Below are 22,384 nucleotides of genomic sequence, written 5' to 3' on the forward strand. Positions count from 1 at the left end.
GCGCCGCCGCGCTGGCCGGCACCGCCCTGGCGCGCCGCTTCGGGCCCGCCGCGGTCGAAGCCGACCGCGCCGCCCTCGACCTGCCCGAGGCCGACCTGCCCGCCCCCGCTCCCGGGCCCGGCGCCGACTTCGACGTCCCCGGCCTGGCACCGTGGCAGACCCCCAACGACGACTTCTACCGCATCGACACCGCCATCACCGCCCCCGCCGTCGAGGCCGACACCTGGCGACTGCGCGTCCTGGGCATGGTCGACGCCCCCCGCACCTACAGCCTCGACGACCTGCTCGGCCGCGAACTGATCGAACGCGACATCACCCTGTGCTGCGTGTCCAACCCCATCGGCGGCGACCTGATCGGCAACGCCCGCTGGCTCGGAGTCAGCCTCGCCGAGCTGCTCGCCGAAGCCGGACCCCGCCCCGAAGCCGACCAGCTCGTCTCCCGCTCGATCGACGGCTGGACCGCCGGCTCCCCCACCGGCCTGGTCTTCGACGGCCGCGACGCCATGATCGCGATCGGCATGAACGGGCAGCCGCTCCCGATCGACCACGGCTGGCCCGCCCGACTGATCATCCCCGGCCTCTACGGGTACGTCTCGGCCACCAAATGGCTCACCGAACTCGAACTGACCCGCTTCGACCGCTACGATCCCTACTGGATCCAGCGCGGCTGGGCCGGCCCCGGCCCGATCAAGACCGCCTCCCGCATCGACACGCCCGCGCACACCGCGCCGGCCGGCACCGTCACCGTCGCCGGCGTCGCCTGGGCCCAGCACCGCGGCATCAGCGCCGTCCACCTCCGCGTCGACGACGGACCGTGGACCGAATGCGAACTGGCCACCGCCCCCAGCGGCGACACCTGGCGGCAATGGCGCACCCAATGGGACGCCCCGACCGGCACCCACACCCTCACCGTCCGCGCCACCGACGGCACCGGAGCCGAACAGACCGAGAAGATCACCGCCGTCAAACCCTCCGGCGCCACCGGCCTCCACAGTGTCACCATAGAAGTCGAGTGAATTTCTCCGACCGAGCGACACCAAAAAGGCCCTACCGGCGGTAGATTGGCTCCATTACCGCCGACTCGGCATGGTCAGCCCCAGGCCGCGCCGATCGATCCCCAAACGACCGACCGGGAGCAGTGTGGTGAACGAACCAGACCACTACCGCGTCCTCGGGGTGAGCCCGCAGGCCCCACGAACCGAAATCCAGGCCGCCTACCGCCGCCGACTCCGCCAGACCCACCCCGACCACGGCGGCGACGAAACGGCCTTCCACCAAGTCCAGACCGCCTGGGAGACCCTCGCCGATCCCGACAGCCGCCGCGAATACGACCTGCTGCGATTCGGCCGCCGCGCCGCCAAACGCTACGGCCGCGCCGCCGCACGCCCGGCGCACCGCAAAGTCAAAGGCTGGAAAGTCAAACCCACCACCCCGCCGCCGTCGAACCCGGCCGCGCACAAGGCGCCCGGCGCACTCGTGGCCGTCCCCTGGTATGCGCGACTGCATAAACGCCGCCCCACCACCAAACCATCACTGTGGACAGAACTGGGTGTGTGCGCCGCCCTCTCGGCCGCATGGGCCGCCTCCGGCATCGCCTTCGTCCTCACCGCACTCGCCTCCACCGCCACACCCCTGCCCATCCGGGCCCTGTCGATCCCACTGGCGCTGGCATGGGCCCTGCTCACCATCGGAGCGGCCCTGCGCGGGCGCCGCAGACCCGCCTCCCCGGACCGCCCGACCCCGCCCAAAGCCCGCCTGACCGCCGCCGCGCTCGCCGCCGCGACCGCCGTCTGGGCCGCGGGCCCGACCTCACCGATCGGCTGGCAACTGGCCGCCTTCACCATCACCGGCGCCGCCCTGGTCTGGCCCGCCCGCCGCGTCCGCTGGGCCGCCGGACTGCGCCGCTCGGTCGGCGCCGCCCTGCGCGAATACAACGCCTTCGGCCCGGCCGGCACCCGACCCAAAGCCGACCGCCGCACCGGCCGGCTCCTGCGCGAAATCCTCACCAACCTCCCGGCCTCACGCCTGTTCGTCGCCCTCCCCGCCCACGAGCGCGCCCGCATCCCCCACGCCATCGTCTGCGGCGACCGCATCGCGCTGCTGTGCGCCCCGGTCGGCCGCGACAGCGACGACATCGACTCATCCGACCTGCCCGAAGCCGTCCGCACCCTCACCGCCGCGATCCCCGGCGCCCACATCCGAGGCTGGACGCTCTGGCCCACCCTCCCCGACACCGCCGACGGACACCGCGACGACGGCACCGACCACGCCGCGGTCGACACCGCCGCCGCCGACATCGGCCCCTGGCTCGCCGCCGGCGGCGACCACTACGACCTCAAGGTCCTGCTCGCCCTCCGCACCCGATTGGCCAACGTCCCGACCCAACGCGGCAACGACCGCGCCCCGGCCGTCAGGACCTGACCCAACCGGCGGGCCACACCGCACCAAAGTGAGTACAGTGCAAGGCGATGGACACCCACCGCCGCGCCGACGCGCTCGTCGCCGCCCGACTGCGCCTGGCCGCCGCCCGCGAACCGCTCCCCGGCACCCCCACCGGTCACACCGCCGCCGCCCTCGCCGAATCCCTCAGCGCCGGATCGCCCCACCAGGCCCGCTTCCAATCAGAGATCGCCGCCGCCGTCCACGGCACCGCCCTGGCCCTCCAGGCCGCCAGACCGCACCCGAGCGACCTGTGGGCCGCAGCGGCCCGGGCCCACCCCGACCCGTCGGTCTGGTTCGAACAGGCACCGGTCATCGGCCACCCGACCCACCCCCTCGCCCGCAGCCGCGGCACCATGACCGACGAGGAGATCCGCGCCTTCGCCCCCGAACACCGCCCCCGACTCGACCTGCCCCTCCACCCCTTCCCGACCGCCCGCACCAGCGCCGACTGGCCCGCTCGCACCCCACAGGCGCCCCTGATCCCCCTCCACCCCTGGCAAGCGGCCCGACACCACCTGACCGAACCGGCCGCAGCCTGGACCGACGCCGCACCCCTGATGAGCCTGCGCACCCTCTCGACCGGCCCGAGCCACATCAAATGCGCCATCGACCTCCAACTGACCTCCGCGATCCGCCACGTCTCAGCCGCCGCCTGCGCCAACGGCCCGGCCCTCACCCGAGCCCTGACCGGCCCGGCCCGAGCCGCCGGCATCACCCTCCTGCCCGAACAGTCCGCCATCCCCCACGACCACCACGGCAACGCCCGACCCGACCTGGCCGCCATCATCCGCCCCGCCCCCCACACCCTCGGCCACCACCGCGCCGTCCCCCTCGCCGCCCTGGCCGAACCATGCCCGGCCACCGGCCGCCCCATCGCCGCGGCCATCGCCGGCGACCGGCTCGACCAATGGTGGACGGCCCTGACCGCGCTCACCGCCGCCCCGCTGCGACTGTTCCAGGCCACCGGCGCGGCCCTCGAAGCCCACGGCCAGAACCTCCTGATCGCCTTCGACGGCGACCGGCCCACCGCACTGCTCTACCGCGACCTGGGCGGCGTCCGCGTCCCCACCGCCGGCTTCCCCCCACTCCAAGGCGACCTGCAGACCGACGACGAAGACGAACGCGTCCGCAAACTCCTCGCCGCCCTCTACCCCACCACCATGACCAGCCTCGTCGACGCCATCGCCGCCTGGACCCACACCGACCCGCTCCGCTGGTGGAAGACCGTCGCCGACACCGCACGCGCGGCCGCCGGCACCGGAGCGCTGGCACACGCCCTCCTCGAACAGCCATGGCCGCTCAAAGCCACCTGCGCCATGCGCCTGGCCGACCAGCCCACCCGCGACCTGTGGACGAGCGTCGACAACCCCCTGGCGGCCACGTGAACCTCACCGCCAAGACCCTCGCCGCCGCCTGGCGCGAAAACCTCGCCGCCTTCCGCGACCGGCCCACCGGCCTCGACTACACCGCCCACGAAGGCGCCTTCAACCAGCTCACCGTCACCCGCGCCCCCGACCTGCCGCCGCTGGAACTGCTCGAGACGATCCTCGGCACCCCGGTCCCCTCCCACCTGGCCGCCGAATACGCCAGCGCCGAAGTCGGCGGCGCCATCGCCGCCGCCCGCGCCCGCACCCGCGCCGCCCACCTCGCCGGCCTGGCCGCCCGCGCCGGCACCGGCACCCTGGTCGAACTGCTCGAACGGTGCAACCGCGGCGCCGACCAGACCGCCCGGCTCCTGGAGACCCTCGCCACCGACGGGCACCTGCTCCACCCCTGCGCCCGCACCAGACTCGGCTGGAGCCGAGCCGACTTCGAACGCTACGACCTCGAGACGCCCCGACCGTTCGGAGTGCGGCTGCTGGCCGACCCCACCGGGATACTGACCCGCTCCGGCGCCGACTTCCGCGACCACCCCATGCTCGCCGGCCTCGACCTGCCCGACCCGGTCGTCCCGGTCCACCCCTGGCAGCTCAAACACCGCATCCTCCCCACCCACCGCGAACTGTTCGCCGACTCCCGCCTCATCCTGCTCGACCAGCGCCTCCCGGCGTGGCCGACCGCCGCGATCCGCACCGTCAGCGGCCACACGGCCCCCGGCTACCTCAAACTCGCCCTCGGCATCCACATCACCTCCACCCGCCGCGACATCTCCCCGGCCACCGCCCAACTCGCCCCCGCCCTGACCGGCCGCATCGCCTCCCTCATCGAACCGGGCCACGCCCACGCCATCGCCGCCGACGAATCCGGCGCCCACCTGCCCGGCTCCCGCGACCTCACCGCGATCGCCCGCGCCTCCCTGGCCGAAGTCGCCCCGCCCGGCGCCGTCGTCGTCCCCGCCTCGGCCCTGACCGCCACCTCCCCGGTCTCAGGAGTGAGCCTGGCCGCCGAATACGCCCACCGCCACGGCGACCCCGACGCCTGGCTGCGCGCCTACACCGCCCTGGTCGTCCCCCCCGTCCTCCACCTGGCCTCCCACTACGGCATCGGCCTCGAAGCGCACCTGCAGAACACCCTCATCGCCTTCAACGGCCCGGCCCCGGCCCGCCTGATCACCCGCGACCTCGGCGGCGTCAGACTCCACCGGCCCGACCTGCCGTTCACCATCGACATCCCCGAAGGCAGCCCCGTGACCGCGCAGAGCCGCGACCAGGTCACCGCCAAGGTCGGGTACACCCTCTTCCAGAACCAGCTGGCCGCTATCGTGGACGTGCTCGAACGCGACTGCCGCATCCGACCGGCCCGGTTCTGGTCCGACCTGGCCGACCTGATCGCAGGCCTCGACCTGCCCGCAGCCGACCGCGACGCCTACCTGGCCGAACAAGTGCCGACCAAGGCCCTGCTGACCATGCGCCTCAAACCCGGCGCCGAAGCCGAGGCCACCGTGGACAACCCGCTGGCGAGGAGCCGCCGATGAACAACGTGGTCGAACTGGCCCGCACCCTGCCCTCCCCGGCGTGCGCGTGGATCTACACCCCCGCGGCCTTCCGCGAACGCCTCACCGCCCTCCGAGAGGCCCTGGCCGGACACCGCATCCTCTACGCGATGAAAGCCGGCCCCAACCCCGCGCTCCTGTCCGCGGCCGTCGAAGGCGCCGACGGGATCGAATGCGCCTCGGCCGGCGAGATGACCCAGGCCCTGGACGCCGGAGCGCGCCGCATCGCCCTGTCCGGCCCGGCCAAGACCGGCCGCGAATTCGCGCTCGCGGCCGAATCCGAAGCGCCCGTGTGCGTCCACGTCGAATCGATCGGCGAACTCCACGGCCTGGCCGAGGCCGGATTCGCCGGCTCGGCGGCCCTGCGCGTCAACCGCGGACCGGCCCTGCCCGGCACCCACCGCATGACCGGCGAGGCCACCCCCTTCGGCATCGACCCCGGCCACGTGAGCGATGCCGTCGACACCGCCCGCGGCCTCGGCATCGACCTGGTCGGCTTCCACCTCCACGCCGTCTCCAACTGCCTGGACGCCGACGCCTACGCCGACCACGTCGCCGACTCCCTGGCCTGGGCCCGCCGCACCGCCGCTTCGACCGGCATGGAGCTGCGCTACGTCAACGTCGGCGGCGGCCTCGGCGCCGACCCCCGCGGCGAGGTCATCGACCTCGACCGCCTCGCCGACCGCATCGACCGCATCGACACCGCCAGCGTCGAACTGGTCTTCGAACCCGGCCGGTACCTCGCCGCGCCCGCCGGCTGGTACCTCGCCGAGATCGTCGCCCTCAAGACCATCGCCGACCAGGCCTTCGCGCTGGTGCGCGGCGGCACCCACCACTTCCGGCTCCCCGCGGCCTGGGGCTACTCCCACCCGTTCACCGTCGTCTCGGTCGACCAGTGGCCGCACGAGCGCCCCAGAGACCGCTTCGACGAGGTCGACCTGCGCGTCTGCGGCGAACTGTGCACCCCCAGAGACGTCCTCAACGCCGGCCAGAGGATCAGTTCGGTCGCCGTCGGGGACCGGCTCCTGTTCGCCAACGCCGGGGCCTACGGTTGGGAGATCTCCCACGACCGTTTCCTCAACCACCCCCGGCCCCTCCAGATCACCGTCGACGGGCCCTGACCGACCACCCGCCCACTGCTTGTACCGCTCCCATTCCTTAAGGGCTGCAGCGAATATCACCATCGCCCGGGTCTACCATGAGGCGTCCGCCGCCCGGCCGATCGCCGAACGGGCGCTCCACCCGGCCCGACGTCGGCCACCGGCCCGGACTTCACCGAAGGTCGAGTGACCGGCACCAGGCGTCACATGACAATCTAAGAGCCTCTGTGATCCCCCTCCTACGAGGAGCAGTCATGCCCAACAAGCGTCACGCTCGGAAACTGCACCGGGACGCGGCGCGGCAGGCCTCCGCAGGCCACTTTCGGACTGCGCTGACCGTATACGGCCGCGCCGCCGACGAATACCGCGACCACCTGGCCACCCGCCCCGACGACCACACCGCCCGAACCGAATTCGCCGACCTCCTCGCCGCCATCGCCGACGCCCATCTGGCCCTCGACGACGCCGCCCGCGCCGTCGCGGCCCTGACCGAACGACGCGCCCAACTGATCGAGGCCGGCGCCCCCCGATCCCAGATCAGCGCCGTCGAACTCGACCTGGCCGAGGCCAACCTCCGCGCCGGCCGCCTCCTGACGGCCGCCACCGGCGCCGACAACGCCATCCGCGCCTACGACCGGCGCGACGCGATCGACCCGACCGGCCCCGGCTTCGCCGAACTGGCCGTCGCCCTGGCGCGCAACGCCCGCATCCTGCACCGCGCCGCCGACCCCGACCTGGCCGTCGGCGCGGCCGACCAGGCCGCGCGGATGCTGCTGGCGATCCCGGACCTGGAGAACGACGCCGAACGCATGGGGCACCTGCGGCGGACGTTGGCGCTGGCGGTGGAGTTGCATTCGGCCGCGGGCCGTTCGGCGCACGCCGCTGGTGCCGCGCGGCTGCTGGCCGCGCATTTCCCGGGGGTCGATCCGACGCCGCCGTCCTCGGAGCGGCCGTTGACGCTGCGTTCGGCGCTGACCGCGTCGCGGCGGCTGGGGGTGTTCGCCGATCCGGGCCTGGTGGACCGCTTGTGCCCCGACGCCGGGGCGCACGATGCGCCGCCGGCGATTTCGGCTCGCTGTGATCCGGGGCTGGCGCCGGTGGCGTTGCACGCGGTGCACGGGGCGGTGGAGGCGCTGCGGGTCTCGCACGCGCCGGTGGCGTGGCGGATGGCCACGGAGATCCATTACCTGTTGACCGCGGCCGATCGGCAGGGGGAGCGGAATCTGCGGCTGAATTTCCGCGATCACGGGCCGGTGTGGCTGGGCATGCTGCTGTGCCTGACCGACACGGCCGCCCGCACCGAGCCGCTGGGCGCGGACCTGGCGCAGGTGCTGGCCGAGCTTTTGGAGCGGCTGCGGTCGCGTCATGCCGCCGACGGGCACGGGCCGTTGGCGGCCTCGGCGACGAAGTTCATCGCGCGCTACCGGCGGGTCTGACCGGCCCCCGGCCAGGCCGGGGGCCGGTGGTGGCTAGGCGGCGCGGACGGCGGCTTTGCGGAAGTCGCGGTTGAGCTGCCCGATGACGTCGAGGCCGATCTCCTTGGGGCAGGCCGCGGCGCATTCGCCGGTGTTGGTGCAGCCGCCGAAGCCGGCCTCGTCGTGGGCGGCGACCATGCCGAGCACGCGGGTGTGCCGCTCGGGCTGGCCTTGCGGCATCCGGGCCAGGTGGGTGACCTTGGCGCCCATGAACAGCATGCCCGAGCCGTTGGGGCAGGCCGCGACGCACGCCCCGCAGCCGATGCAGGCGGCCGCGGCGAAGGCCGCGTCGGCGTCCTGTTTGGGCACCGGGGTGGCGTGGGCGTCGGGCGCGGTGCCGGTCGGCGCGGAGATGTAGCCGCCGGCGGCGATGATCCGGTCGAACGCCGACCGGTCGACCACGAGGTCTTTGACCACCGGGAAGGCTCCGGCCCGCCACGGTTCGATGTCGATCACGTCGCCGTCGCGGTACTGGCGCAGGTGCAGCTGACAGGTGGTGGTGGCCGCCTGCGGGCCGTGCGGCTGCCCGTCGATGACCAGTGAGCAGGCCCCGCAGATCCCTTCGCGGCAGTCGTGGTCGAACGCGACCGGGTCCTCGCCCTCGGCGATGAGGCGCTCGTTGAGCACGTCGAGCATCTCCAGGAACGAGGCGTCCTCGGAGACGTCGTCGAGCACGTAGGAGACCATGGCGCCTTCGGCCTCGGCGCCTGCCTGACGCCAGATTCGCAAAGTGAGTTTCACTTGTAGCTCCGTTGGGTGGGCTTGACGTATTCGAATTCGAGTGCCTCTTTGTGCAGCACGGGCCCGCCCTCGCCGGCCTCCCAGGCGGCGACGTAGGAGAAGCGCTCGTCGTCGCGGGCCGCCTCGCCGTCCTCGGTCTGGGATTCGGCGCGGAAGTGCCCGCCGCACGACTCGGTGCGGTGGAGCGCGTCGATGCACATCAGTTCGCCCAGCTCGAAGAAGTCGGCCACTCTGCCGGCCTTCTCGAGCTGCTGGTTGAGTTCGGCGCCGGTTCCGGGGACTTTGACGCGACGGTAGAACTCGTCCTTGAGGTCGCGGATGAGGCCGATGGCCTTGCGCAGGCCCTCGTCGGTGCGCTCCATGCCGCAGTACTCCCACATGATCTTGCCCAGTTCGCGGTGGAAGGAGTCGACCGAGCGGTCGCCGTCGTTGCGCAAGAAGAACTCGATGCGTTCGGTCACCGCGCCCTTGGCGGCCCGGACGGCCTCGTGGGTCTCGTCGATCTCGTCGAACGGGCCGTCGGCGAGGTAGTCGGAGATGGTGTTGGGCAGCACGAAGTACCCGTCCGACAGGCCCTGCATGAGCGCCGAGGCGCCGAGCCGGTTGGCGCCGTGGTCGGAGAAGTTCGCCTCGCCGGCCACGAACAGGCCGGGGATGTTCGACTGCAGGTCGTAGTCGACCCACAGCCCGCCCATGGTGTAGTGCACCGCCGGGTAGATCCGCATGGGCCGCTCGTACGGGTTCTCGCCGGTGATCCGCTCGTACATGTCGAACAGGTTGCCGTATTTGGCTTCGACGGCGTCCCTGCCGAGCCGGGCGATGGCGTCGGCGAAGTCGAGATAGACCCCCAGCCCGCCGGGGCCGACGCCGCGGCCTTCGTCGCAGACGGCCTTGGCCGCCCGGGAGGCGATGTCGCGCGGCACGAGGTTCCCGAACGCCGGGTAGCGCCGCTCGAGGTAGTAGTCGCGTTCGGCCTCGGGGATGTCGCCGGGCTCGCGGTCGTCGCCGCGCCGGACCGGCACCCACACCCGTCCGTCGTTGCGCAGCGACTCGCTCATGAGCGTCAGCTTCGACTGGTGGTCGCCGGACTGCGGGATGCAGGTGGGGTGGATCTGCGTGTAGCAGGGGTTGGCGAAGTAGGCCCCTTGCCGGTGGGCCCGCCAGGAGGCGGTGACGTTGCAGCCTTTGGCGTTGGTCGACAGGAAGAACACGTTGCCGTAGCCGCCGGTGGCCAGCACGACCGCGTCGGCGATCTCAGTGCTCGTCTCGCCGGTGACCAGGTCGCGCACGACGATGCCGCGGGCGCGCCCGCCTGCGACGATGAGTTCGAGCATCTCGTGGCGGGTGTGCAGTTCGACCGTCCCGGCCGCGACCTGCCGCTCCAGGGCCTGGTAGGCGCCCAGCAGCAGCTGCTGCCCGGTCTGGCCGCGGGCGTAGAAGGTCCGCGAGACCTGCGCGCCGCCGAAGGACCGGTTGTCGAGCAGCCCGCCGTATTCGCGCGCGAACGGCACGCCTTGGGCCACGCACTGGTCGATGATCTCGGTGGAGATCTCGGCCAGGCGGTGGACGTTGGACTCGCGGGCGCGGAAGTCGCCGCCCTTGATGGTGTCGTAGAACAGCCGGTGGACGCTGTCGCCGTCGTTGCGGTAGTTCTTGGCGGCGTTGATCCCGCCCTGGGCGGCGATGGAGTGGGCCCGCCTCGGCGAGTCCTGGAAGCAGTAGTTCGCCACCCGGTAGCCCAGTTCGCCGAGGGTGGCCGCCGCCGAGGCGCCGGCCAGGCCGGTGCCGACGACGATGACGCGGAGTTTGCGCCGGTTGGAGGGGTTGACCAGCCGCCCGGTGAAGCGGCGCCGCTCCCACCGTTCGTTGATGGGCCCGCCCGGGGCCTTGGTGTCGGCGATCGGGTCGCCGTCGGTGTAGTACTCGTTGTCGTTCATGCTCAGCTCACCAGCCCGAAGGTCACGGCCACCGGAACGCTCGCGAATCCGGCGGTGACGATGATGGCGACCGCCAGCGCGGCCGCCTGGGTGCGCCGGCGCCATCGGTGGTCGGGTCCGGCGATGGTCTGCACGGCCGACCAGATGCCGTGCCGCAGGTGCAGGCCGAGTGCGACCAGCGCCAGGAGGTAGAAGACGGTGACCGGCCAGCGGTCGGGCGCGAAGGTGGCCACGACCGCGCCGTAGGCGTCGGGGACGTCTTTGACGGGGTTGACGGTGCGGAAGGTCAAGTCCAGCAGGTGCCAGATGACGAACAGGACGATCACGACCGCGCCCCACCGCATGGTGGCGGCGGCGTGGCGGGATTCGCCGCGGGAGGGCCGGCGGTGGGCGTAGCGGACCGGGCGGGCCTCCACGGCGCGGCGGGTCAGGGCCACGGCCGCGGCGATGTGCGCGGCGGCCGCGGCGATGAGGCCGATGCGCATGACCCACAGCAGGCTTTCGTGGGGCAGCAGCGGGTGGCCGAAGGAGCGCAGCCCTTCGGCGTAGGCGTTCATCTCTTCGCGGCCTTCGAAGACGTGGAGGTTGCCGGCCATGTGGGCGATGATGAAGCCGACCAGGAGGATGCCGGAGACGGCCATGGTGACTTTCAGGCCGATCGTGGAGCGCAGTCGGCCCGCTCGGGCGCCTCGCGGCCGCGCGGGCGCTGTCGGGCGCGTTTTCAGATCCGTTGACACAGATGCCTACGCTAGACGCGACGCACGTCACGAGTCCAATTCATGGTGAGCGTCGGTTCCATGCCTATAGGTTATGAGGATGCGCGCCCAGCAACTCAGAGCCTTCCTCGCCGTCGCGCAAACCCGTCATTTCACGCAGGCGGCCGAAAACCTCGGTGTGACACAACCGTCATTGAGCAAGCAGATCAAGGCGCTCGAGAACGAACTGGGCGCATCGGTGTTCACCCGCGAGCGCGGACGCATCGAACTGACCGACATCGGCCACGCCCTCATCGGCCACGCCCGCCGCATCACCGCCGCCCACGAGGCGGCCCGATCCGACATCGACGACGTCCTGGCCGTCCGCGCCGGGCGATTGCGACTGGGCGCGACCCCGAGCCTGTGCTCATGGCTGATCGCCCCGCTCCTGCACCGCTACGCCGAAGCCCACCCCGGCGTCACCGTCACCCTCACCGAAGACGGCTCGGGACCCCTGACCGAACGCCTGGCCGCCGGAGACCTCGACCTGGCCTTCACCATCGGCCTGACCGGATCGGACGCCGGACTGTCCATCCGGCCGCTGCTGCGCGAAGCGCTCGTCGTCGCCTCGGCCGCCTCCCACCCGCCGCTGACCGGCCAGGCCCACATCGACCTGCCGCAGCTGCGCGAGCAGCCGTTCGTACTGCCCGCCCACGGCTACGACCTGCGCAACATCACCGTCACCACCTGCGAGGCGGCCGGATTCACCCCGATCGTCGCCGTCGACGGCGGCGCGACCGACGCCGTCGCCAGCCTCGTCGAGGCCGGCCTCGGCATCGCACTGCTGCCGGCGATGATCGCCGAGGCCTCCCCGGGCCTGCGCGCCACCCCCATCGCCCCGCCCGGCGCCAGCCGCACCATCACCCTGGCCGCCCGCGCCGAAGCGCCCCTGACCAAAGCCGCCGGCGCCTTCGCCGACTGCCTCGAAGCGCACCTGACCGACCTGCACGCCTGGGGCCGCCTACCCGAAGGCATGCAGACGGTCTAAATCGAACAGGTCCCGGTCGAACATCGCCGCGATCTGCCGCGCCGAAGGCGTCCCCGCATCCGGATCGGCCCCCGCCTCCAACAGCACGCCGACGACCGCCCCGAAATCCTTGAACACCGCCCCGGCCAACGGCGACTGGTCCCGGTCATTGCGCCGATCCACATCAGCGCCCCGGTCGATCAAGGCCCGCACCGTACCGGCATGACCGTGATAGGCCGCCAGCATCAACAGCGAATCACCGGTCCCGTTGACCAGATCCACCGGCACCCCGGCGTCCACGAACCGCGCCAACCGCTCAGTCTCACCGGCCCGCGCCAGATCGAACACCGCCTCGGCGATGTCACCGAAATCCTCATCCTCGCTCACGCCCAACAGCTTGACACAGCCGCCCCGGCACCGGCCCGACGATCGGTCAACTAACGGGTACCCGACACAGCACCGTCTCATCGGCCGTATACAGCGCATTCACCCTCCCCAGGGCCCAGGCGGGTATTGACATCGCCACACCACCATGGCGAAGATGGACCCGAGCGCGACCCCCGCCCCAGGCGGGAGCCTCGCGCCGCGACGGTGGGAAACGGACATGGTGAGGACCAGCGATGAACGAGCCGAAAATACTCGGGCAGTTCCAACTCGAACACCGCACCATCCAAGTCAGCGGCGACGACCACGGCACCACCGTCTGGCTCCGCAGAGTCCACCCCGACCCGCCCATGGCCCTCGGCTGCGTCGTCGAACTCGACACGGCCACCCCCCGGCTGCGCCTCTACCGCGCCGAATGGCCCCCCGCCCTGCGCGAATCGGCCAAAGCCCACACCATCGACATCTGGAACCGCTCACGCACCGGCACCTGACAGCGCCGCCACCACACCGCCGGCCTTCGACTCGGCCTCGGCGACCTCCGCGACCGGATCCGACCGCCACGTAATGCCACCACCGGCCCACACATGCACCCACCCGGCCTCGACCGCCACCGTCCGGATCGTCAACCCCAACCGCAACCGCCCGGCCGAACAGAACCCCATCGCCCCCATCGCCGGACCCCGACCCACCGGCTCCAGACCCGACAGCAACTCCAGCACCGACAACTTCGGCGTACCGGTCACCGACCCCGGCGGACACACCGCCCGCAACAACGCCGCCACGTCCGTGCCCGGCACCAGACGACACGACACCGCCGACTCGGCCTGCCACAGATCAGCCCACCGCCGCACCGTGAACAGCCCCGACACCGCCACCGAACCGGGCTGCGCCACCCGCGCCAGATCATTGCGCTCCAAGTCCACGATCATCACATGCTCGGCCCGCTCCTTCACACTCGCCAGCAGCGCCCGCCGGCCCGAGGCCGTCGCCGGAGCCGTCCCCTTGATCGGATACGTCACCGCCCGCCGGCCATCGGCCTCCAGAAAACACTCCGGCGACCCAGAGGCGACCATCCAGTCCCCGCCGGCCACCACCCCGCCCCAGACCGCGCCGCTCACACCGGCCACCGCCGAAGCCACCCCCGCCGCATCCCCGCGCCACCGCGCCCGCCGATGCCCGACCACGCACGCCTGATACACCTGACCGCGCCCGATCGCCTCCTGCACCGCCGCCACCGCCGCGGCATGATCGGCCTCACTCCACGACCGCCGCCACGGCCCCACCGCGAACGACCCCACCGGCCGATCCGGCACCGCATCCCCGTGCGAGTAAGCGACCAAAGCCACATCCGGCACCGCCGGGCACGGACTGGCCGCACCGACCGCCCCGCCGATCATCGCCGCCCCCGCCGCGGCCGACACCATCACCGCCACCCCGCACGGCTCCCCGACCCGCCCCGAATGCACCGACCCGTACCGGTCGCAGAAATCAGCGACCAACCCCGCCGGATCCCCGCCGTCGCCCACGCGCCACTCCAACCGGTCGACCTCCACCAACCGGCCGCCACACGCAGGGGGAACCCCCGGCGGGGCAACACGAACCCTCGAGAACATCGGCACCCCACCAGTGTGATCGGCCCACTCCGCCACCGCCCGGCCACAGCCACGCCAGTGCCTCAGTTCACCAACCGCTCCCGCAGATGCGCCACCAGACCACCCGAAGACGGCGCCGGAATATACGACCCGCCCGTCGCCTCGGCGATCGAGGTCAAATTCTCCACATCCGCATCCCCGAACCCGACCGTGTACACCGACACCGGACCCGACTGCTCAGCGGCCCGCTCGACCAACGCCGCCGTCGTCTCCTCGATCGTCGGCGCACTCACCTCATCGACCCCGTTCGCGGTCAACACCACGATCACATTGTCGGCCCCATCGACATAATTGCCGGCCATATAGTCATAAGCGGCCGTCACCGTATCGAACAGCGGCGAACCGCCCGGATACAAACCCGCATCCCCCAGCGACCACAACGCCGACTCCAACGACTCGGCATGATCCCCGCCAAGCTCGGCCGACTCGACCACCGAACGCCGATTGCCCTCACCGGCACCCACCCCGAACTCCCACAGACCGGCCCGCGAGGTCGACCCCAACTCCCGCACGAACGACACCGCCAACCGCAACTGCGCATCCGAAGCCGCCACCTGCTCACCCCCGTACTCCACCGTCTGCGAACCACCCCCCGCCGACCGGTCCACCACGACCAGCACATGCAGATCCCGCCGCATCAACTGCCACTGACGCACCGCCTCACGCACCGTCTCACCGGTGATCGGCGACTGCGAAGCCCCACCATCGGCCACCGGCGCCACACCATCGTCGGCGAACTCCGACAACGCCCCCGACGTCTGCAGATACTCACCGAACATCCCACCGATCGCCGCATCACTGGGCGAGACCCAACCGGCACCGTCCAACACCAGATACGGATACACCGCATCCAAACCCGTACCACTGGGCGTAATCGGCACCAACTCGAACTCAAGATCCGAACCCGCATTGAAATCCGCCACCTGATAATCCAACGCCGTGAACACATTCGCGAACGACCCCGGATCCTCGGCCTCACCCCACGCCGAGAACAACGCCTCCGCGCTCTCAGCGACCTGCCCCCGCTCGATCGCCGCGTTATACCGCTCCATCGCCTCCAGATCCACCCCACCGGACCCGTCACTGACCGCATTCAACATCGACTGCAGCCCCTCGGTCGACGTCCGCGGATTCGCCGCCGCCAACCGCACCTCCCCCGACTCCGAAGCCTCCAACACCGCATCCCACGACGGCGGCTGACCACCCAGCCAACCCAAATCCCCCGCCACCGGCTCCGGCACCGCCAACACCGTCTTCGACTGACCCAACACCACCGGCTCCGACGAGAACAGATCCGCCGTCGCCTCAGTACCGGTAACCCACTCCGGCCACACATCCGAATCCGGCACCCACGCGATCGGCCGCGGACCCAACGACACCGTGTCCCACTCACCGGTCAGACCACGAGACGCCTCCACCGCCGACAGCGCATGCACCTCCACCCCCACACACTGACCGTCCAACTCAGGAGCCCCCCGCTCCCACTCAGCGGCCAGATCATCCAACGTCCCGTGAATATTCCCCGCAGCCACCACCGACACCCGATACGTGTCCCCACCACAACCCGCACGCAGCAACATCACATACCCGGCCGTCAACGCCGACGCCACCAGCACACACGCCAACGTGATCACGATCCACGGCGCCACCGGCAACCGCGCACCGCCCTTCTTCCGCCGCCGCCCGGTGCGGTGCGACTTCACTGCGCGCGTATGCCCGAAAACCATCAGCTTCACTCCTGGGGGAACCGTCGGCAGCCAGTCTAAAGCCCACACCCCACCGCACCCCAGACGAGGCACCATCGGCCGAACACACGACCCACCCGACCCACCGGCCACAACCCCGCGCAACGAACGCGCCGAACAACGCACCGAAACGCGAACTAACCCCCGAACGCCTCCACCGGCGGACACGTACACGCCAGATGCCGATCCCCCCACGCATTGTCCACCCGACCCACCGGCGGCCAATACTTACCGCCGGACACCCCCACCGGCCACACCGCCTCAGCCCGCGAATACACCCGATCCCACTCCCCGGCCGTCACCGCCGCCGCCGTATGCGGCGCATGCCGCAACACCGAATCCTCCACCGACACCACCCCGGACGCGACCGCATCGATCTCACCGCGAATCGCGACCATCGCCGCACAGAACCGATCCAACTCCGCCAAATCCTCCGACTCGGTCGGCTCCACCATCAACGTCCCCCCCACCGGAAACGACATCGTCGGCGCATGAAACCCGTAATCGATCAACCGCTTCGCCACATCCTCGACCGTCACCCCCGTCTCCTTGGTGACCTGCCGAAGATCCAGAATGCACTCATGCGCCACCAGGCCATGCTCCCCCGCGTACAACACCGGGAACACCTCCCGCAACCGCGCGGCCACATAATTCGCCGCCAACACCGCCGACGACGTCGCCGCCACCACCCCATCAGGGCCCATCATCCGCAAATACATCCACGGAATCTGAAGAATCCCCGCCGACCCCCACCGGGCCTGCGCAACCGGACCGACCCCACCCGACTCGGCGGCCATCGGATCAGACGGCACGTACGGGGCCAGGTGCTCGGCCACCGCCACCGGACCGACGCCCGGCCCACCCCCACCGTGCGGAATACAGAACGTCTTGTGCAGGTTCAGATGCGACACGTCCGCGCCGAACCGGCCGGGCTTGGCCCAACCCAGCAGCGCATTCAGGTTCGCGCCATCGACGTACACCTGGCCGCCCGCATCATGGACCCTCCCGCACACCTCCACAATCGACGACTCGTACACCCCGTGGGTCGACGGATAGGTGACCATCAGCGCCGCCAGCGACTCGGCGTTCGCCCCGATCTTCGCCTCCAAATCCGCCAGGTCGATATTCCCCGCCTCATCACAGGCCACCACCACCACGCGCATCCCGGCGAGCACCGCCGAAGCCGCATTCGTACCGTGCGCGCTGGCGGGGATCAGGCACACGTCCCTGCCGCCCTCGCCGCGGTCCTCCTGCCAGGCCTTGATGGCCAGCAGACCGGCCAGTTCGCCCTGAGAACCGGCGTTGGGCTGAACACTCACGGCCGCGTAGCCGCACACCTCGGCGAGCCAGCCTTCGAGCTGGTCGATCAGCCGCCGCCAACCGGCCGTCTGGTCCTGCGGCGCCAACGGGTGCACATCGGCGAACTCGGGCCAGGAGACCGGCTCCATCTCGGCGGCGGCGTTGAGCTTCATGGTGCACGACCCCAGCGGGATCATGCCCCGGTCCAGCCCGTAGTCGGCGTCGGCCAACCGCTTGAGGTAACGCATCATCGCCGTCTCGGAGCGGTGCGAGGAGAACACCGGGTGAGTCAGGTAGGCGCTGTGGCGGCGCAGCGACGCCGGGATCGCCGGCTCCCGCTCGCCGGCCAGCAACTGCGCGCCGAAGGCCTCGCAGACGATCCGCAGATCCGACTCGCGCGTCGTCTCATCGCACGCCACGGCCACCGAGTCGGCGTCGACCCGGCGCAGATTGACACCACCGGCCGCCGCGGCGGCGACCACCGCCTCGGCCCGGCCCGGCGCGGCGGCCACGACCGTGTCGAAGAACGCCTCACCGTCCACCTCGACGCCCGCCGCCTCCAGCGACGCCGCCAGCCGCGCGGCCTTGCCGGCCACGTCCTCGGCGATGCGCCGCAGACCCTCGGGGCCGTGCCAGACCGCGTACGCCGAGGCCATCACCGCCGGCAGCACCTGCGCGGTGCAGATGTTGCTGGTGGCCCGCTCACGGCGGATGTGCTGCTCGCGCGTCTGCAACGCCAGCCGCAGCGCCGGCGCCCCCTCCGCATCCCGCGACACGCCCACCAGCCGACCCGGCAGCTGCCGCTTCAGGTCCTCGCGCACCGACATGTAGCCCGCGTGCGGCCCGCCGAAGCCCATCGGAACACCGAACCGCTGCGTGGTGCCCACCGCGATATCGGCGCCGAACTCCCCCGGCGGAGTCAGCAGCGCCAACGCCAGCAGATCGGCCGCGACGGCCACGGCCGCGCCCCGCTCATGGGCGGCCTCGACCGTCGCCGACCAGTCGCCGACGGCGCCGTCCGCGCCCGGATACTGCAGCAGCAGCCCGAACATCCCCTCCGGCAGATCCGAGACCTCCGCGCAGTCGGACACGATCAGCTCGATGCCCAGCGGCTCAGCGCGAGTCCGCAGCACCGCCAGCGTCTGAGGCAGCACTCCCGAATCGACCACGAAGACATCGCCCGCCCCGCGACCGGCGGCGCGTCGCGCCAAGAGCATGGCCTCGGCCGCCGCGGTGGCCTCATCGAGCAGGCTCGCCCCCGCGACCGGCAGACCGGTCAAGTCGGCGACCGCGGTCTGGAAGTTCAACAGCGCCTCCAGACGGCCCTGGCTGATCTCGGCCTGGTACGGCGTATAAGCGGTGTACCAAGACGGGTTCTCGAGAATGTTGCGGCGGATGACCGCCGGCGTGTGGGTCCCGTAATAGCCCAGCCCGATCATCGAGCGCATGGGCCGATTGGTCTCGGCGATCGCCCGCAGCTCCGCCTGCGCCTCGGCCTCCGAGACCCCCTGCGGCAGGTCCAGGCCCCCGGCGGTACGAATCAGCTCGGGCATGCAGGCGTCCATGAGCGCCTCGACACTCGGATAACCGACGACCTTGAGCATGGCGTCGCGGTCGGCGGCGCTGGTGCCGATGTGGCGCTCAGGAAACGAAGACGAGAACACGGAAAAACGACCTCCGGCGACAGTACGTGCGATTACGTCCCCTCATCTGTCACCGGCGTGCCCGGTTTCAGAGCGGCCAATTCCCGGCGGTCCTGGTACCTGAGAGCTTCGGAGAGGGACTTGCCCCTTCGGTGCCGCGCCCGGCCGCTGCACTTGCCTCAGCGAACCCGCGCGGTCTCTCCCGCCTGGTTTTCCGGCTCTGAACCCATCGTATGTCAGGAGGCGCTGCGTCGTCGATGCGGCACGGGACCGGATTCAGGGCCCCGCCGCGAGGCCAGCTGCTCCGGCGGCGAGACCGGGATCTCGGCGCCCGGCAGCGCCGCCAGGCGCCCCATGACCTCGGTGACCGTCGAACGCACCGCGATACCGAAGACCCCCTGCCCACCGCGCAGCAGATCGATGACCTCACCGGCCGAGCGGCACTCATAGACCGTCGACCCGTCCGACATGAGCGTGATCTCGGCCAGATCCTTCACCCCGCGGCTGCGCAGCGCCTCGACGGCCTTGCGGATGTTCTGCAACGACACCCCGGCGTCCAGGAGGCGCTTGATGACCTTCAGCACGATGATGTCCCGGAAGGAGTAGAGACGGTTCGAACCCGACCCGCTGGCGCGCCTGATGCTCGGCTCGACCAGACCGGTGCGCGCCCAGTAGTCCAACTGCCGGTAACTGATGCCCACGACCCGACAGGCGGCCGTACCGCGCCAACCGCGGATCTGGGTCGGTGCCGCCGTGCTCCGGCCGCTCGATTCACTGTGGGCATCCATCGCGTCCTCCGCACCGTCGGGCTCTACGAAGGTGAGAGTAACGCGCAGACTCAGCACAATGGGCCGAACGAGGATATTGACCGGCAGGTCAGAACCGACGCAACTCAGTGATGTTCATCGAAGTCTTCGGGCGAGACCTCTTCGAGGAACTCGCGGAATTTCTCCACTTCGTCCTCCTGCGTGTCCGGCAGGACCACACCGGCCTCATCGAGGACCTCATCGGCACACCAGATCGGAGCATCCGCCCGCAACGCGAGCGCGATCGCGTCCGAAGAACGCGAGGACACGCGAGTCTCGCCGTCGAGGACCAGCTCGGCGTAATACACCGTGTCACGCAGCTCGGTGATCTCCACCGACGACAGCGACACCTCCAGCGCCTCCAGCACATCCCGCATCAAGTCGTGCGTCAGCGGCCTCGACAGCTGCACGTCCTGCTGCTGATACGCGATCGCCGCCGCCTCGACCGTGCCGATCCAGATCGGGAGGTAGCGGTTGCCGTCGGTCTCCTTGAGCAGGACCACCGGTTGGTTGCTCGGGAGTTCCACGCGGACCCCGACTACGGTCATCATCCGCACCGGTTCGCCTCCAACGGGTGCCGTCGTCGCTGATGCCGGACCCGCCCCGGGTGAGACCCGGGCGGGCCCTGTGTCTCTCAGCCTACTCGCAAATCGTTCGACTTGATCCGAGCGGACGCCCATCGGGGCGTCTGGGTCAGGCCGCGGCCGGCTTGGGACCGCTGATGAAGACCAGACGGAACTTGCCGATCTGGACCTCGTCGCCGTTGCCGAGCGTGGCGGTCTCCACGCGCTCGCGGTTGACGTAGGTGCCGTTGAGGCTGCCGACGTCGCGGACGGTGAAGCCCGAGACGTCGCGGTGGAACTCGGCGTGGCGCCGGGAGACGGTCACGTCGTCGAGGAAGATGTCGGAGTCGGGATGGCGGCCGGACGTGGTCACTTCCGTGTTGAGCAGGAAGCGGGCGCCGGCGTTCGGTCCACGGCGGACTACCAGCAGCGCGGTTCCCGCCGGCAGGGAGTCTGCCAGCCTCGCAGAGTTCAGCTCCGCGTCGACCTCTCCGCTCTCCTGCAAGGCGGAGAGGTTCATCGTGGCCGTCACATCCGGCGGAGGGAACTCGTCATTCGAACGCGTCATGGATTGCCACCTTCTACAAGTCTGGACCCTCTGGTCACTCCGTAAGCTTCGCATACGCAGCGGCGTCGAGCAAAGCGGTGAGCGAGCCCGGATCGTCGACTTCGATGTCGAACATCCAGCCCGCCTGATAGGGGTCGCTGTTCACCAATTCCGGGGATTCCGACAATTCGTCATTGCGTGCGGTAATCCTACCGGTTACAGGAGCGTACACGTCCGAGACGCTCTTGGTCGACTCGACTTCGCCGACCACGTCCCCCGCCTGCACCTGCGAGCCTGCCTCCGGGAGCTGCACGAAGACGACGTCTCCGAGCGCGTTCTGGGCGAAGTCGGTGACGCCGACGCGGACGACGTCGCCGTCGCGCCGCTCGACCCACTCGTGTTCCGCGGTGTAACGCAGCTGCTCCGGATTCACCTGTGCTCCCCTCTACGCCCGCCTGGAAGCGGATCGGCCGCACATGACCGTATCGCCAAGGCCGCCGGCCCCGTCGGCGGGTCCGCGTTTGCGTGATCATGACAATCTATGTGTTCGCCGTGCAACGGTTCGCATCGGCCCGGGCGTCAGGCCGCCACGCCGGACCGTGAGCGCTTCTCGCGGATGAGTTCGGCGGCCTGGCGGACGTAGACGAAGGCGGCCAGCCAGTACAGGCCCAGGCCCCACCAGGCCAGTGCCCACCCCAGCGGGGCGGCCCAGACGGCGGCGTCGTTGACCAGTCCGGCGACGACCAGGACCGGGAACGACATGAACACGACGGTGGTGGCGCACTTGCCGAGGAAGTGCACCTGTGGCGGGGCGTAGCCGTGCCAGCGGAGGATGACGACCATGCTGACCAGGACCGCTTCACGGGCGAGGACGGCGATGGTGAACAGCCACGGCAGCAGGCCGACGAAGGTCAGGGCCAGCAGCGCGGTGAGGATGTAGAGGCGGTCGACGAACGGGTCGAGCAGGCGGCCGAGCTTGGAGACCTGGTTGAGGCGGCGGGCCAGCTGCCCGTCGACCCAGTCGGTGCCGCCGCCGACGGCCAGCACGACCGCGGCCTGCCAGTAGTACTCGGTCGCCAGCAGCAGGTAGCAGAACAAGGGGATGCCGAGCAGCCGGACGGCGGTGACCAGGTTCGGCCACGTCCATACCCCCCAGCCGGCGGGCGCTGCTGCGTTGTTCAAGTCGGTCCTCTCAGCGGCTGCGGAAGCCGTGGTTCCTTTGTGCTCGGCCCAGTGCGAGCGTGTCGTCGACGGGTGTGCGGTGGGTGTATCGCGATTCTAGCCGCAGGGGTCCGACGGTGTATTCCGTAAATTGCGAGCCGGTGTGGGGTCGCTGACGGGCGAAGCCCGGCGATATCGGACCTTTGCGGTGCAGACGGCGTCGGATTCGACCGAG

20 protein-coding genes and 1 riboswitch are annotated in these 22,384 nt (G+C 70.8%); of the genes, 8 read left to right on the forward strand and 12 right to left on the reverse strand.

Translation table 11 applies throughout. The annotated features are described in order from the left end of the window. The 6 genes from ACYVL2_RS14240 to ACYVL2_RS14265 form a co-directional block, all read left to right on the forward strand. Positions 1 to 1,016: molybdopterin-dependent oxidoreductase (locus ACYVL2_RS14240; RefSeq protein ID WP_460544415.1), on the forward strand; the 1,016-nt coding region annotated here is incomplete at its 5' end. Positions 1,017 to 1,143: 127 nt separating this feature from the next. Next, positions 1,144 to 2,421 carry a J domain-containing protein gene (locus ACYVL2_RS14245; RefSeq protein ID WP_460544417.1) on the forward strand — a complete coding sequence of 426 codons (1,278 nt, stop codon included), beginning with the start codon at positions 1,144 to 1,146 and terminating at the stop codon, positions 2,419 to 2,421. A 47-nt stretch (positions 2,422 to 2,468) separates the two neighbouring features. Then, the gene (locus ACYVL2_RS14250; RefSeq protein WP_460544419.1) at positions 2,469 to 3,827 is read left to right on the forward strand and encodes an IucA/IucC family siderophore biosynthesis protein; all 1,359 of its coding nucleotides are present in this window, start codon (positions 2,469 to 2,471) and stop codon (positions 3,825 to 3,827) included. Next, the gene (locus ACYVL2_RS14255; protein WP_460544421.1) at positions 3,824 to 5,356 is read left to right on the forward strand and encodes an IucA/IucC family siderophore biosynthesis protein; all 1,533 of its coding nucleotides are present in this window, start codon (positions 3,824 to 3,826) and stop codon (positions 5,354 to 5,356) included. Before ACYVL2_RS14250 ends, ACYVL2_RS14255 begins: the two co-directional genes overlap by 4 nt. Further along, the gene (locus ACYVL2_RS14260) at positions 5,353 to 6,495 is read left to right on the forward strand and encodes a type III PLP-dependent enzyme domain-containing protein (RefSeq protein WP_460544423.1); all 1,143 of its coding nucleotides are present in this window, start codon (positions 5,353 to 5,355) and stop codon (positions 6,493 to 6,495) included. Before ACYVL2_RS14255 ends, ACYVL2_RS14260 begins: the two co-directional genes overlap by 4 nt. Positions 6,496 to 6,728: 233 nt before the next feature. Beyond that, positions 6,729 to 7,910, forward strand: coding sequence for a hypothetical protein (locus ACYVL2_RS14265; protein WP_460544426.1), 1,182 nt, complete (start codon positions 6,729 to 6,731; stop codon positions 7,908 to 7,910). Positions 7,911 to 7,943: 33 nt separating this feature from the next. Here ACYVL2_RS14265 and ACYVL2_RS14270 read toward each other — a convergent pair whose 3' ends face one another. From ACYVL2_RS14270 to ACYVL2_RS14280, 3 genes are read right to left on the reverse strand one after another with little or no spacing between them, the layout of a single operon-like run. Continuing rightward, the gene (locus tag ACYVL2_RS14270) at positions 7,944 to 8,690 is read right to left on the reverse strand and encodes a succinate dehydrogenase/fumarate reductase iron-sulfur subunit (RefSeq protein WP_460544428.1); all 747 of its coding nucleotides are present in this window, start codon (positions 8,688 to 8,690) and stop codon (positions 7,944 to 7,946) included. After that, complete coding sequence (locus ACYVL2_RS14275) at positions 8,687 to 10,627, reverse strand: fumarate reductase/succinate dehydrogenase flavoprotein subunit (RefSeq protein ID WP_460544430.1); 1,941 nt, start codon at positions 10,625 to 10,627, stop codon at positions 8,687 to 8,689. The genes ACYVL2_RS14270 and ACYVL2_RS14275 overlap by 4 nt, the downstream gene beginning before the upstream one ends. Before the next feature lie 2 nt (positions 10,628 to 10,629). Then, on the reverse strand, positions 10,630 to 11,298 hold the full coding sequence (locus ACYVL2_RS14280; protein WP_460544607.1) for a succinate dehydrogenase cytochrome b subunit: 669 nt from the start codon (positions 11,296 to 11,298) through the stop codon (positions 10,630 to 10,632). Between the two features lie 145 nt (positions 11,299 to 11,443). On the opposite strand from ACYVL2_RS14280, the gene ACYVL2_RS14285 reads away from it, so the two are divergent. Then, a complete protein-coding gene (locus ACYVL2_RS14285) occupies positions 11,444 to 12,370 on the forward strand; it encodes a LysR family transcriptional regulator (protein WP_460544432.1) in 927 nt (308 codons plus the stop codon). Here the strand turns inward: ACYVL2_RS14285 and ACYVL2_RS14290 are convergent. Continuing rightward, entirely contained in the window at positions 12,344 to 12,736 is a 393-nt protein-coding gene (locus ACYVL2_RS14290; RefSeq protein WP_460544434.1) for an ankyrin repeat domain-containing protein, read from the reverse strand. The genes ACYVL2_RS14285 and ACYVL2_RS14290 overlap by 27 nt on opposite strands. A 233-nt stretch (positions 12,737 to 12,969) precedes the next feature. Here ACYVL2_RS14290 and ACYVL2_RS14295 point away from each other — a divergent pair, with 233 nt between their 5' ends. Continuing rightward, positions 12,970 to 13,224 (forward strand): hypothetical protein, encoded by a 255-nt coding sequence (locus tag ACYVL2_RS14295; RefSeq protein WP_460544436.1) that lies wholly within the window; start codon positions 12,970 to 12,972, stop codon positions 13,222 to 13,224. Here ACYVL2_RS14295 and ACYVL2_RS14300 read toward each other — a convergent pair. The 8 genes from ACYVL2_RS14300 to ACYVL2_RS14335 form a co-directional block, all read right to left on the reverse strand. After that, positions 13,207 to 14,346 carry a chorismate-binding protein gene (locus ACYVL2_RS14300; RefSeq protein ID WP_460544609.1) on the reverse strand — a complete coding sequence of 380 codons (1,140 nt, stop codon included), beginning with the start codon at positions 14,344 to 14,346 and terminating at the stop codon, positions 13,207 to 13,209. The two genes, ACYVL2_RS14295 and ACYVL2_RS14300, sit on opposite strands and share 18 nt — an antisense overlap. A gap of 62 nt (positions 14,347 to 14,408) precedes the next feature. After that, positions 14,409 to 16,121, reverse strand: a complete 1,713-nt coding sequence (locus tag ACYVL2_RS14305; protein WP_460544438.1) for a vWA domain-containing protein — start codon at positions 16,119 to 16,121, stop codon at positions 14,409 to 14,411. Positions 16,122 to 16,267: 146 nt separating this feature from the next. Further along, positions 16,268 to 19,093 carry an aminomethyl-transferring glycine dehydrogenase gene (gene gcvP / locus ACYVL2_RS14310; RefSeq protein WP_460544440.1) on the reverse strand — a complete coding sequence of 942 codons (2,826 nt, stop codon included), beginning with the start codon at positions 19,091 to 19,093 and terminating at the stop codon, positions 16,268 to 16,270. Positions 19,094 to 19,170: 77 nt separating this feature from the next. Beyond that, positions 19,171 to 19,287: riboswitch (glycine riboswitch) on the reverse strand. A 21-nt stretch (positions 19,288 to 19,308) separates the two neighbouring features. Further along, on the reverse strand, positions 19,309 to 19,860 hold the full coding sequence (locus ACYVL2_RS14315) for a MerR family transcriptional regulator (protein ID WP_460544442.1): 552 nt from the start codon (positions 19,858 to 19,860) through the stop codon (positions 19,309 to 19,311). A 104-nt stretch (positions 19,861 to 19,964) separates the two neighbouring features. After that, positions 19,965 to 20,435, reverse strand: a complete 471-nt coding sequence (locus ACYVL2_RS14320; RefSeq protein WP_460544443.1) for a bifunctional nuclease family protein — start codon at positions 20,433 to 20,435, stop codon at positions 19,965 to 19,967. A gap of 136 nt (positions 20,436 to 20,571) precedes the next feature. Next, the gene (locus ACYVL2_RS14325) at positions 20,572 to 21,009 is read right to left on the reverse strand and encodes an FHA domain-containing protein (protein WP_460544445.1); all 438 of its coding nucleotides are present in this window, start codon (positions 21,007 to 21,009) and stop codon (positions 20,572 to 20,574) included. A 34-nt stretch (positions 21,010 to 21,043) separates the two neighbouring features. After that, the gene (gene gcvH, locus ACYVL2_RS14330; RefSeq protein ID WP_460544447.1) at positions 21,044 to 21,421 is read right to left on the reverse strand and encodes a glycine cleavage system protein H; all 378 of its coding nucleotides are present in this window, start codon (positions 21,419 to 21,421) and stop codon (positions 21,044 to 21,046) included. A gap of 146 nt (positions 21,422 to 21,567) precedes the next feature. Beyond that, complete coding sequence (locus ACYVL2_RS14335; RefSeq protein ID WP_460544449.1) at positions 21,568 to 22,170, reverse strand: CDP-alcohol phosphatidyltransferase family protein; 603 nt, start codon at positions 22,168 to 22,170, stop codon at positions 21,568 to 21,570. Positions 22,171 to 22,384 lie beyond the last annotated feature (214 nt).

It is taken from the genome of Glycomyces halotolerans (genome assembly GCF_054779575.1).

Coding starts and splice junctions, on each gene's coding strand:
- ACYVL2_RS14250 (WP_460544419.1), top strand. CDS start 2,469: ATGGACACCCACCGCCGCGCCGACGCGCTCGTCGCCGCCCGACTGCGC.
- ACYVL2_RS14260 (WP_460544423.1), top strand. CDS start 5,353: ATGAACAACGTGGTCGAACTGGCCCGCACCCTGCCCTCCCCGGCGTGC.
- ACYVL2_RS14265 (WP_460544426.1), top strand. CDS start 6,729: ATGCCCAACAAGCGTCACGCTCGGAAACTGCACCGGGACGCGGCGCGG.
- ACYVL2_RS14275 (WP_460544430.1), bottom strand. CDS start 10,627: ATGAACGACAACGAGTACTACACCGACGGCGACCCGATCGCCGACACC.
- ACYVL2_RS14285 (WP_460544432.1), top strand. CDS start 11,444: ATGCGCGCCCAGCAACTCAGAGCCTTCCTCGCCGTCGCGCAAACCCGT.
- ACYVL2_RS14295 (WP_460544436.1), top strand. CDS start 12,970: ATGAACGAGCCGAAAATACTCGGGCAGTTCCAACTCGAACACCGCACC.
- ACYVL2_RS14300 (WP_460544609.1), bottom strand. CDS start 14,346: ATGTTCTCGAGGGTTCGTGTTGCCCCGCCGGGGGTTCCCCCTGCGTGT.
- ACYVL2_RS14315 (WP_460544442.1), bottom strand. CDS start 19,860: ATGGATGCCCACAGTGAATCGAGCGGCCGGAGCACGGCGGCACCGACC.
- ACYVL2_RS14325 (WP_460544445.1), bottom strand. CDS start 21,009: ATGACGCGTTCGAATGACGAGTTCCCTCCGCCGGATGTGACGGCCACG.